The following is a 12,158-nucleotide window of genomic DNA, read 5'->3' on the forward strand; positions in this document are numbered from 1 at the left end:
CCGCTTTGCCGTGTCCGGTCCAGGGCGAATCTGCTATGGCCGCAGGGCCGGGCGGCGCCGAGCGACGCCCGCCGGAGGGAGTGGGCGTCATGCGGTCGGTCGAGTGGTTGCGCGGCTATCTGCCGAACACGCTGCGGGGGAAGCTGCTTCTGGTCTCGCTGGCCGTGGTGTTCCTGCCGATCTCGCTCACCGGCTATCTGCTGGAGCGCGAGGGGCGGCAGGCCCTGGTGCAGGAGAAGACCGAAAAGCTGTTCGGCCTGGCCCGGCTGCTGGACGCCAATCTCGGACCCGGCTACGACGCCCTGCTGGCGGACGCCGGGCAGAGCGGTGACGACCGCGAGGCGGCGATCCGCAGCCTGTCGGCGAAGCTGACGCCCTTCACCGACCTCGTCGCCGCGGCCAATCCGGGCGTCGGCGTCGGCTATTACAGCAAGGCGCTGAACGCCATCATCACCTATGGGCCGAGCCGCGATTACAGCACCACGGTCGGCACCAGCATCCCGCCGGAGCATCCCGGCTGGCGGGTGCTGGAAAGCGGCCACAAGGCGGTGGAGAGCGGGCCGCAGGTGCGCGGCTTCATCCTGAACGCCATGCTCCCCATCCTCCGCGACGGGACGGTGATCGGCTATATCTGGGCCAACGAGCTGTCCGACGATGTGGAGCGGCAGGCGGCGGCGATGGACCGGTCGGTGCTGACCGTCAGCGTGGGCGGCATCCTGCTTGGGCTTGGCCTGACGCACGCGCTGTCGCGGCGGATCGCCCGCGACATCCGCGGCATCAACGAGGGGCTGATGCTCATGCGCAGCGACCTCGGCCACGTCATCGCGCCGCCCAGCGGCGAGGTGGGCGAGATCGCGGTCGAGATCAACAGCATGGCGCGTGCCCTGCTGGATGCGCGGTCGCTGACCGAGAACATCCTGAACAGCATCGCCGACGGTGTGATCGCGGTGGACTGGGCGGGGCAGGTCACCGCCATCAACCCGGCGGCGGAGCAGATGCTGGGCGTCGCCGCGGCCGGAGTGATCGGCAAGCCCTACGAGTCGCTGTTCAAGCCGGACCATCGCTTCGCCAGCCCGCTGCTCGACACGCTGAAGACCGGACGGCCGCATGTCGGGGTGGCGCTGGACTTCCCGGCGCCGAAACAGACGCTCTACCTCAACGTCTCCAGCAGCCTGCTGCGCAACAGCCGGGGCGAGGCGATCGGCGCGGTGGTGGTGCTGAAGGACCTGACCGAGCAGCGGCGCCTGCGCACGCAGATCATGCGGGCCGACCGGCTGGCGGCGCTCGGCGAACTGGTCGCCGGCCTCGCCCACGAGGTGCGCAACCCGCTGACCTCGATCCGCGGCTTCATGCAGTTCCTGGAGAGCTGCGAGGACATCAAGGAGTGGCAGCGCTACGCCCCGCTGATCGTCCGGCAGGTGGACAGCCTGAACCGGCTGGTCACCGAACTGCTGGAGTTCGGCCGGCCGCGCCCGCCCGCGATCCGGTCGGTGCAGCTCAACGACCTGATCCACGAGGTATCGCTGCTCGCCGGCCGCAAGACCGGGGCGCGCATGGCCCTCGACCTCGCCCCCGACCTGCCGCTGGTCGAGGCCGACGGCGAGGCGCTGAAGCAGGTCGTCCTCAACCTGATCATCAATGCCAGCCAGGCGACGCCGGAGACCGGCAGCATCCGCGTCGTCACCGCGGCGGAAACGGGGGAGGGGGACCGGAGGGTGGCGATCGTCGCGGTCGCCGACGACGGCGAGGGCATCGCACCGGAGAACCTCGACAAGGTCTTCGACCCCTTCTTCTCCACCAAGCCCAACGGCACCGGCCTGGGGCTGGCGATGGCGCACCGGATCGTGGATGCTCACCACGGGACCATCACCATCGCCAGCACCCCCGGCGCCGGGACGACGGTCACCCTGCGCATTCCCTTCCTCCACAGCCCGGCCGACCAAGCATGACCACCCCGTTCCCCACCGTTCAGACCCCGGCCGTCCTGGTCGTGGACGACGACGAGGCGATCCGCCAGATGCTGTCGGCCGTCCTGTCGCGCGAGGGCATGGCGGTCACCACGGCCGCCGACGGGGTGGAGGCGGTCGCCGCCTTCGCCGCACAGCGGCCGGCGGTGGTGCTGATGGACATCCGCATGCCGCGGATGACCGGGCTGCAGGCGCTGGCCGAGATCCGCAAGCTCGACCGGGCGACCGCCGTCATCCTGATGACCGCCTATGCCGAGGTCGGCACCGCCGTCCAGGCGATCAAGGAAGGCGCCTTCGACTATGTCATCAAGCCCTTCGACATCGCGGAGATCCTGCTGCTGGTCGGGCGCGCGCTGCAGATGCGCAGCATGCGCGACGACATCGCGGCGCTCCACCGCGAACTGTCCAGCAGCTATCGCACCGACCGTATCCTGACCGCCAGCCCGCGCATGAGCGAGCTGCTGCAGACCATCGCCAAGGTCGCCAAGAGCAACGCGACCGTGCTGGTCACCGGCGAGAGCGGCACCGGCAAGGAGCTGGTGGCGGCGGCCATCCACTACAACAGCCCGCGCAGCGCCGGCCCCTTCGTCAAGGTCAACTGCGCCGCGGTGCCCGAGGGTCTGCTGGAGAGCGAGTTCTTCGGCCACGAGAAGGGGGCCTTCACCGGCGCCGTCTCCCGCCGCCGCGGCCGGTTCGAGCAGGCCGAGCACGGCACCCTGTTCCTAGACGAGATCGGCGACATCTCGCCCAGCCTGCAGGTCAAGCTGCTGCGCGTCCTGCAGGAGCGGGAGTTCGAGCGGGTCGGCGGCACCGAGGTGGTGCGCACCGACGTGCGGGTGATCGTCGCCACCAACCGGAACCTGGAGGAGATGGTCCGCCAGGGCCTGTTCCGCCAGGACCTCTATTTCCGGCTGAACGTCGTCACGCTGAAGACGGTGCCGCTGCGCGAGCGGCCCGAGGACGTCCGGCTGCTGGCGAGCCACTTCCTGCAGCGCTTCGCCGCGGAGAACCAGATCGAGGTCGGCGGCATCGACGATCAGGCGATGGAGCGGCTGCTGGCCTATCACTGGCCGGGCAACATCCGCGAGTTGTCCAACGCCATGGAGCGCGCGGTGGTGATGAGCACCGGCAAGATGATCGTCGCCGAGGACCTGCCGGAGCACATCGCCGGCCGCGCGGGGGACGACGACGATGAGGTCGCCGGGGCCGCCGGGACTACCGGGGCCGGGGCGCCGGCCGGTGGCGGCACCCTGCGCGAACAGGTCAGCCGGTTCGAGGCCCGGGTGGTGGCGGAGGCGCTGGCCCGCAACGAGGGCAACCGCATGCGTACCGCGCAGGAGCTGGGCATCAGCCGGCGGTCGCTGCTCTACAAGCTGCAGGAATACGACATTTCCTGACCCGCCTCCCGATCCGGCCGGCGGCCGGGGCAAAATCTCCGCCGTCAAGCCCTGGCTCCATTGCCGGGGGCGATCCTCCTCCCATCTCTTTTCCATAAAGGCGTGCGGCCAGTGCCCGCAGGTCGCGGCGATGGCCGCCTGCCCGCGATCTATAAGCGATCAAACAGGGGAGGAAGCGGCATGAGCGACATCATTTCCCACCGCGGCGTCGCGGAGGGCACCGGCATGTTTCCCGCGGTCCACGCCGTCGGCCGCGATCGTCCGCTGGAGTGGCTGAAGGCGGGCTGGCACGACTTCCTGGCGGCCCCCGCCATCGGCCTTGCCTACGGCGCGCTGGCGGTCGTCTCCAGCTACTTCGTCGTCTTCGGGCTTGCGCTGTCCGGCTATCACTATCTGGTCCTGCCGGCGGCGGCCGGCTTCATGATCGTCGGGCCGGCGCTGGTGGTCGGCATCTACGAGGCGAGCCGGCTGATGCAGGCGGGCGAGCGGCCGACCCTGCTGCGCGTTGCCTTCGCCTTCCGGCGCAATCCCGGCCAGATCGCCGCCATGGGGCTCGCCCTGCTGATGTTGTTCTTCGCCTGGATCCGCTGGGCCTTCATCCTGTTCATGATGTTCTTTTCGATGAATCCGCCGCCGCTCGACCAGATCGTGACGCGGATCTTCTTCTCTGCGGAGTCGCTGCCCTTCCTGCTGACCGGAACGGTGGTGGGGGCGGTGCTGGCGACCGCGGTCTTCATGTTGTCGGTGGTGGCGATCCCGATGCTGCTGGACCGCGACACCAACGTCTTCACCGCGATGTTCACCAGCGCCAAGGCCGTCTACCACAACATCCCGGCGATGCTGCTGTGGGCGGCGGTACTGGCCGGGATGATCGGACTGTCCTTCCTGACCGGCTTCCTCGGCCTGCTGGTGGTGCTGCCGGTGCTGGGCCATGCGACCTGGCACTGCTACCGCGATCTGGTCGCCCGGTCCTGACGGAACGACGGAACCGCCGCGGCCCGGCAGGCCGCGGCGGTGCTGCCCGTTTGAGCCGCTTTGCCCCCATACAAGTTCCTTCGTCCAGGCTGCTGCCGGGCGCAGAGGGCGCTTGCTCCTTTGAGGGGCTGCTCCGGCTTACCCCGATCCGCGTATTTTGCCTGTGGAATAACGAAACGTTGCACGGGCGGTCGCCTCTTGCGCGGAGGATTCGGGAGTGTCCTCCCCGCCGCCGACCGGACCGCCTGCGAACCGGGTGCCGACGCCGGACAGCGCGACCTGAGGTCGTCGTGCCCCGGCCCCTTGCATGCCGGACGGACTGCCCAGCCTTCCGAGCCCGTCCCGACACAGGACCGCCGCTCCCACGCCTTCGCAGCGGTTCTGCCGGCTCCACGACACCCGACGTTTCGCAAAACGAAGTCGCGTGGAGGAAACGGGGCATGCTGCACAGAAGGCAGTTCATTCTCGCGGCGGAGCCGCACCAGGTCTATCCCGGCTGGCCGGCCGTCGATTGCGGTGGGGGCATGGTCCTGTCCCATTGTCCGACGCTGCCGGTGTACCGGGTGGCGGACGCGGACGGGCAGGTCTGGCACCTGCTGGGGGTCGCCGCGCAGTCCCGGCCGGACCGGCCGGATCCGGTCGAGGCGATCGCCGCCAGCCGGAGCGGCGACCTGGAGCCGGCCTACCGGAGCTGGAGCGGCCGCTGGCTGCTGATCGGCGAGCGCGAGCTGCACATGGACGCCGGCGGCACGCTGGGCGTCTTCTTCACCCGCCGGGATGGCCGGCTGACGGCCTCGTCCAGCCCGGCGCTGGTCACTCCGGGGTGTTCCGTGCCGGCGGTCGCCGCGATGGGCTCGCGTCCCCTGATGCACGAGGCCGGGCTGGACTGGTACCCGCCGCCGCAGTCCGGCTTGGCCGGCGTGCGGCGCCTGCTGCCCTCGCAGGTTCTGATGCTGGCGGACGGAACGGTACGGCCGCGCCGGCCCTATGTCCCGGCCGACCGGGGCCTCGGCTATGACGGGACACTGGCCCGGATGGAAAGTCTGCTGGTGACCGCGGTTGCCAATTTCGAGCGCGCCGCCGGCCCGCTGATGCTGCAGCTCACCGCCGGCTACGACACGCGGCTGCTGCTTGCCACGGTGCTGCGGGCGGGGATCGAGGTGGAGACCGTCACCTTCCGCTACCCGCACATGGCGGCATCGGATCAGCAGATCCCACCGAGGCTGGCGGAGATCGCAGGTTTCCGCCATCGGCTGATCCCGTTCGGAGCCGATGACCGGCGGCGCAGGGAGCTCTTCGCGCAGCATACGGCCGGCCATACGGTCGGGATGGACGTGGAGTTCTTCGCCCGCGGCTCGTGGGATGCGGTGCCGGAAGGGACGAGCGTGTTGAACGGCGGCGTCTTCGAGGTCGCCCGCGGCTTCTATTGGGGGCGGCTGCCGCCCGGGCTCGACCCGGCGGACCCCGGCAGCGCCGACCGCATCTTCACCGCTTTCCGCGGCGCACTGCACAACGGCCCGTCGCACCGGGCGGCGCTGGCGGAATGGCTGGTCTGGGTGTCGCGGGTGCCGGTGGAGGGATTCGACCTGCGCGACCGCTTCTATTTGGAGCAGCGGGTCGCCGGTTGGCTGTCCACCCTGAACCAGGGTATCGACCTGACCGGCCGGCAGCTCGTCCAGCCGGCCAACTGCGCGGAGTTCCTGGCGCTGGCCCTGTCGCTTCCGCCCGAGCTGCGCCGTGCGAGCCAGCATCAGGCCGATCTGGTCCGCCGCATGGCGCCGGACCTGCTGCGCCTGCCCATCAACCCGCCGGAGAGCCGGCTGGTCGGTCAGGTCCGGCGGCTGCCCGGACGGCTGGCGAAGCTGCGCGCCGCAGTCGAGCACAGGTTCCAGCGCCAGCCCTGCTGACGGTCCGGGCGCAAGGCCGGGGTGAAACGCCCCGGCTTCGCGCCGGTCCCAGGAGCTGTTCCGGCGGCCGGACACAGAACGGCCTCGCCCCGCCGGTGTCCGGCAGACGCTAAGCCATTCGATTTGAAAGGGAGGTGGCGGACCCGGCGAGATTCGAACTCACGACCTCTGCCTTCGGAGGGCAGTATCAGCTTTAATGTCCGCCCCGTCAATATAGAAAAATCAACGCGTTAATATCGCTTCACATCGCCGGGCATCGCCATGGGTCGCGGTCAACTGTGCCAAATTTGTGCCAGTACCCATGATGGGCCGTCAATCGTCGAGCGATCCTAAGCCGCTGAGCGACCTCCAGCGACGATACCGCTTGCGCCCGGCGCCGCGAAGGTGGTAGCCAATTGTTCGAGGCGTCCTTGCGCCCGGCCGTGTAAATGATCTGGCGACACTGTTTGCGCTGAGCCAGCAGCCACCCCACCAAGGCACCCCGCGGACTCAGGCCGGGACCGCATCAACCTCTTCCTCCTCGTTCGGCGCGTGTGGATGGCGCCGACGGCTCCCGTCGGAGACCGTCAGCATGTCCGCACCCATCTCCCCCATCGCATACTCGTACCCCGATGCCGCCGCCCTGCTCGGGCTCACGCCCGGCGCGCTGCGTGACCTTGTGTACAAGGGCCGCGGTCCTGCCGTGGTCCGCATCGGTCGCCGCACTTTGTTCGCCGCGTCCGATTTGGCTGCGTGGATCGAAGCACACCGCGTGCCCGCACCTCCGTCGCCCGAAGTGTCCGCCATCCCTCGCCGTCGGCGCGGGCGCCCGACCAAGGCCAGCCAGTTGATGATCGGGAAATCCGCATGACCGACCCGCAAGCCGCCGAGGCTGGTAAGGGCACATAGGGGCTCGACTCCAAGATGCAAATTGTGCTCCACATCTGGGACTGCAACCTGCACCCGATGCCGAGATGCCCGTTACCCTCGAACAATTCCAGCAGCAACTAAGCCGCTGCGCCATGTCCCCCGAAGAGGTTTCCGACTTTATCGAGGCATTCGCGGACGTGCGAGTACAAGGCGTGGTCGACGGACTGAGCGCGGTCGTGACCGACCCGCCTTTCGAGGCGATGGAAGCGAAATACAATCCCGACTGGACGGACCCCTGGCTTCTAGGAGCCAGCGGACTGACAGCCGGGCAGGTCCAGGGGCATAATCTCCCTAGCGCCCTCTTCCTTCATTATCAGATCGCGCTTGCCGCAACCCAGCCTGAAGTCAGCCTCTATATCCAGATGTCGGGCTACTCCGACAAAATGTCCCGGGCGCTATTACCAATTCTCTCCAGCGCCGTCGCCCGTCGAAAAATACGGACGGCGAAGGAAGGCAACGAATTGCCTGCTGGTCTGTCCGCAGCCGCGCTTTCCGCTGAGGTCACAAGAGTGAACCGCAGCTTGGCTAAACTACGGAGCCAAGGCTTCGACCCGCTGCTATTTCTTCCCTACCATCGGCATGTCGGCATACATGGTGGCAGTGGGAACGACGTCGGCAAAGTCGGCACGCTGGGCGCCGCCATAGCGATCCACGACGCCTTGCTGGAGATTGATCCGACAGCCATCAAGGACATGGTCGGGCAACTGCCGCCAGCCGGAGCCAGGACGCCAGCCGCGATCTTTCAGTCCATGAAGGCAAAGGGGTTTAAACCTTTGCAGGCGATATTGCTGAGGAATGGCCGCTGCATCGCTGTTCGCGCGAATCCGGACGTCGCCATCTTCCAGTCGCTGGACAAGTCGTACGACACGGCCACGGACGCTCTGAAAGAGTATGAGGCGGTCCGCCAGCATAAGGACGAGCGCCAGCAAAAAGTTCACGAATTCGTTGTCGGTGAGATCAAAACAGCTACTGACCCGGCAAATCTTCACGAGCGCCTCGCTCTGGGCGGCCGCGATCTGAAGGACGAGGTGCAGGCCGATCGCTTCCTGATGATGGCCGCTCTTACTCCTGACATTGTCCACGGGGGTACCGGTCGGAAGTCGGGTCGTCAGCCGCTTCAGAACAAGGACGTTGTGCGATTCTCCGACGTGTTCAATCTCTACTACGCCTGGGGATGGAACGGCGCCCGGGAGCGCCATCCTGAGCATTGGCTGATGTTTAAGAAGCGTCTGGCCTTCTGGTGCGGCCTTCCGCAGCCCGCTGGCTGAGGGCGATGGCAAGGCGATCGACTATCGCTTGATACCGTGACGGCAGCAGCCTGCTGCCGTCACGGCACCCTCGACTATTAAATCTTCTTTTTCTTGGCAGACTTCGCAGAGGATTCCTCCTCCTTTCTTCGAGCTATATAAGCAGAAACGGCTTTTTTCTTGGCCTCCTGGATAAAGGAGTGAACCTTCAGCTTGTCTCGGTCCGCTCCATCCATTGGATCATAAAGCGCGCAAATCCCCTGGATACGGGCCAAGGTCTCGTCGTCGTTGCCGCTCATAAACTTGTCGATTTGCGCGCAAACGCTCCTAATCTTGTTCGACGTTGGCTGCGGGAGCCCATCTCCTGCGACATAGTACTTTATAGACATTAGGATGTGCCATTTAAGCTGGCGATATTTTGAATCTATCTTCTGGTTACTAAAGAGAAGCTGAAGTCTGTAAGACGCATACGCAGCAGTGTAGTGAATATCCTCAACGTTTTCACTTCGGAAAACCATATTACTGAGCTCGCCTGTAAGCCTGTTCGGATACCGGCTGGCGAGATCAGGTTTATCGAAGAACATCGCGCCGGTGCATCGCGCAATGCTCTTGATATCAAAAACGCGAATCTCAGCTGGAGTGCTATCTTCATTCCAGAATTGATTCTTCCGTCGCTCAAAATAAAGCCGATGCTCTTCGTCGGCGCCACGCGCATTGAAGAACTTTTCAATCGATCGCATACAATCAAGGGTCGCAAGAAACTGATCGTCTTGCACCTTGGTCTGCCTATTCGTAGACCTCACAATCTCGTCAACGACAGCAGGCTCTGATGTCTCAATAACCTTGAGCATCACCGTAACATCTTCAGAAAGCTCCTTCCGGCTTTCGAACAAAAGATGCGAAGTCTGACACCCATTTACGATCTGGAAGTTTCGCAAATAGAATTCATTTCCTTGTACGCGCACGTCCGGGGAGACTATCGTAATGCCGTTATTCAACATACCGAAACGCTTCTGCTTATCAGCGTGACTCAGAGTTTCAAGTATTTCTGCATTCACCTCCGCGTCAGCACCAATGTAATCACGAACATTCTGTTCAAATATCCTTTTCTGGAGATTGTCGTTTTTATCCGACAGGACGTTCCGAACAAAATCCTTCGCGCGCGCTGTGACGACATAGCTTTCCTCAACGCCTGGCGTTTTCGGAAAAGGAGCACTCGCAAACACAGTCAGGTTTGCCTCAACAGGCCCGTCGGCATTGTCCCACATTTCAATTATGTGGTCACGATCGACAGGAACAACTACGACATCAGAAAAAAAGCCTGTATCATCAACCGTTCGCTTCAAGGTTCGGAATGCTGCGGTGATCTCGCGCGCTGTTGTCTTGCGCGCAGTGGTTCCGAAAAAGCAATGAATTTGGGGTTTTCCTCCACGGATTTTCCCTACATTCTTAATAATCTCATCAAATAGCTCTTTTTTTTCAGCTATATAACTGGCGTGAGGATAATGCGGAGAGTCGCTCAAAAAATCCAATATAGCTGATTGAAATGCATTGATCTCTTTTTTGTCCCACGACTCCGAGGTTTTTGCCTGCGTCATTGCTATAATAACATCAACATCGCGGCGGCTTTTTTTAAACACATCTTTCATTTCGTCGATGGACGACACATAGACATCATCAACAAAGAACAAGATACCATCTATTCCTGGATCATCCCCATCATATGTCAGCGTATCCGCTTGAACATTATCAGCGGAATATATTCTGAGTACGCAGTAGCTCAGGAAAGCCTCGAAGCTCTTGTCACGGTCAAAAGCCACCCCGAAGCGGCTCTTAAAGTCCTTCAGGTGTTGCTCAACAACTTTGTGCATAATGGGATCCCCTGGCTAGGACAATATGGAGCATCTGTGCGTTAGGACACAGCGTTATACAACCTCAAGATACCGAGTGAAATCACAAATCCCCAGCGGGCGCCGGTCCCGCCGCGGGCATGGCTGGGTCCTCCCTCAGCCTACTCTGCAGCGATGCGTGCGACGCTGCGGATGTCATCGACCCTGAGGGTTGTGTTTGGCAAAACCATATCAGCCAGAACCGGACGCTCTCCCGTAAGCATCCACTTCACCGCGGCTCCAATTTGATAGCTGATCACCGGCGGGACAGCATCACCGATATGGCGGTAGCGGTTCGCCATCGCCCGGGCTGGAAACGAGTAGTCGAAGGGGAACCCGGCAATAGTCGCCATCTCACGGACGGTGAGAAGTCGCGACTCGACAGGGTGAGCGTAGCGACCATTCCCGACGTGTGCGCACTCCCGCTTGATCGTCGGCGCAGGACGATCCCACCACATACGTCCGTAGACGTCTGGATGCGATCCGAGATCGCGCCGCTCCCACCGCTCGCGCATGGACGGAATCATGAGTTCCAACGTAGCCGCGCTACGCCCGAGGTCCGGCCAAGAACCACCATCAGGCGGGATGGCGTCCAAGCGCCGCATCACCTCCGGCGTCATGCCCGGCGCAACCTCCATCTTGTCTCCAGGGCGTATCCGTCGCCACTCACCGAGGCGGGACAGGGCGGAGCGAACCGTCGTTGCGCGCGCGTCCACTTCGTAGCCTTCCCACAGGTCGCTCAGCCCGCGGGCAGGGCTGACGCAGGAAGCTGTTACCAAGGCGCGCTCACGAATCTGCGGCAGACCAAATTCGTCCAGAAAGTGGATTTCGGCCTTCACATCGTATCCGAGCCTGGAAAGGCGCTCGGCCAGTCTCTCGAAGTGATGCGCCTGCCTTCCCATCAGAAGCTCCCGGGCATTCTCCATCACCATAATCTCCGGCCGGAGCGCCTCGACATAGTCGCCCGCCCGGGCCACCAACGAGTTCCGCAATCCATCGCGCAAATGGTTGTTCGGATTCGTACGCGAAAAATCTGTGCAGGGAGTGCAGGCGCTCAGAACAGTGAGCGTACCCGGTTTCAGGTCAACACCTTGGGTAGCACGCACGTGTTCGCGGAACTGCTCCGGCTCGTACTCCAAGAGGTCCGCATCGACAGGGCGTATGCCGATGTTTGCTTCATAGGTTGCGTTGCACTCCAGCGAGCCTGCGCCTCCTGACGGCTTGCCTTGTTCGAGGTCAATGGCGCCGATAATGCGAAACCCTTGCCGCCGCGCGAAGCCCGCGGACATGCCGCCCGCGCCGCTGCACAAGTCCGCCACCGTCCAATCAGTTCCCCGGCCGCCATTCCCGTCCTCGTCTCTTGCTTCTTTTCTTGCCTGCCAGACCGGCTCCAGCGCCTTGTCCAAGGCCGAAAGCTCCTTCGCCTGGCATTCCCACACGATTACCACAGTCCAGCCCATTGCCCGGAGTTCGGCCGCAACGCGCGCATCCCTAGCACGGTTCTGATCAAGTTTCCGTGCCCAAAATTCAGAGTTCGACTTCGGTCGACGCGTCCCACGATCGCATGCGTCGTGGCCATGCCAATAGCATCCGTGGACAAAAATGACCTGCCGCAGCCGAGGCAGTACGATGTCGGGGCGCCCAGGAAGGTCGCGGCGATGGAGCCGGTAACGCAACCCCGCAGCGTGCAGATGACGACGCACGACCATCTCCGGCCAAGTGTCGGCGCTCCGTACGCGCGACATCAGCTGGCTGCGCTGCTCCTGAGAAATCTTATCCATGGGGCGTCGTGGTCCAGTTCCAGTCCAGAGTCCCGGTAATTGACTAAGACGTCAACACATTGTGTCAGGGTTCGGCTCCGAACACT

The 12,158-nt window shown here is 63.9% G+C and carries 8 protein-coding genes and 1 pseudogene; 6 read left to right on the forward strand and 3 right to left on the reverse strand.

What is annotated here, in order from left to right; genetic code table 11:
• The first annotated feature begins 89 nt into the window (after window positions 1-89).
• The 6 genes from atoS (at window position 90) to DEW08_RS01340 (ending at window position 8,423) form a co-directional block, all read left to right on the forward strand.
• Window positions 90-1,949, forward strand: a complete 1,860-nt coding sequence (gene atoS, locus DEW08_RS01310; protein ID WP_109323811.1) for a two-component system sensor histidine kinase AtoS — start codon at window positions 90-92, stop codon at window positions 1,947-1,949.
• A complete protein-coding gene (gene atoC, locus DEW08_RS01315) occupies window positions 1,946-3,364 on the forward strand; it encodes an acetoacetate metabolism transcriptional regulator AtoC (protein ID WP_109323812.1) in 1,419 nt (472 codons plus the stop codon). The genes atoS and atoC overlap by 4 nt, the downstream gene beginning before the upstream one ends.
• A gap of 180 nt (window positions 3,365-3,544) precedes the next feature.
• Window positions 3,545-4,339: a DUF2189 domain-containing protein gene (locus tag DEW08_RS01320; protein ID WP_109323813.1), complete on the forward strand. Its 795-nt coding sequence runs from the start codon at window positions 3,545-3,547 to the stop codon at window positions 4,337-4,339.
• Window positions 4,340-4,779: 440 nt separating this feature from the next.
• Complete coding sequence (locus tag DEW08_RS01325) at window positions 4,780-6,246, forward strand: asparagine synthetase B family protein (protein WP_109323814.1); 1,467 nt, start codon at window positions 4,780-4,782, stop codon at window positions 6,244-6,246.
• Between the two features lie 571 nt (window positions 6,247-6,817).
• Complete coding sequence (locus DEW08_RS01335) at window positions 6,818-7,096, forward strand: helix-turn-helix domain-containing protein (RefSeq protein WP_109323815.1); 279 nt, start codon at window positions 6,818-6,820, stop codon at window positions 7,094-7,096.
• Window positions 7,097-7,199: 103 nt separating this feature from the next.
• A complete protein-coding gene (locus DEW08_RS01340) occupies window positions 7,200-8,423 on the forward strand; it encodes a hypothetical protein (protein WP_109323816.1) in 1,224 nt (407 codons plus the stop codon).
• A 77-nt stretch (window positions 8,424-8,500) separates the two neighbouring features.
• Here DEW08_RS01340 and DEW08_RS01345 read toward each other — a convergent pair whose 3' ends face one another.
• The 3 genes and pseudogenes from DEW08_RS01345 to DEW08_RS31865 form a co-directional block, all read right to left on the reverse strand.
• Entirely contained in the window at window positions 8,501-10,273 is a 1,773-nt protein-coding gene (locus tag DEW08_RS01345) for an AIPR family protein (RefSeq protein ID WP_109323817.1), read from the reverse strand.
• Window positions 10,274-10,413: 140 nt separating this feature from the next.
• The gene (locus tag DEW08_RS01350; protein WP_168220208.1) at window positions 10,414-11,697 is read right to left on the reverse strand and encodes a DNA cytosine methyltransferase; all 1,284 of its coding nucleotides are present in this window, start codon (window positions 11,695-11,697) and stop codon (window positions 10,414-10,416) included.
• 78 nt (window positions 11,698-11,775) lie between these two features.
• Window positions 11,776-12,072: pseudogene (locus DEW08_RS31865) on the reverse strand (very short patch repair endonuclease); the annotation flags it as partial.
• Window positions 12,073-12,158 lie beyond the last annotated feature (86 nt).

This window comes from Azospirillum thermophilum, from assembly GCF_003130795.1.
GTDB classification, from domain to species: Bacteria; Pseudomonadota; Alphaproteobacteria; order Azospirillales; family Azospirillaceae; genus Azospirillum; species Azospirillum thermophilum.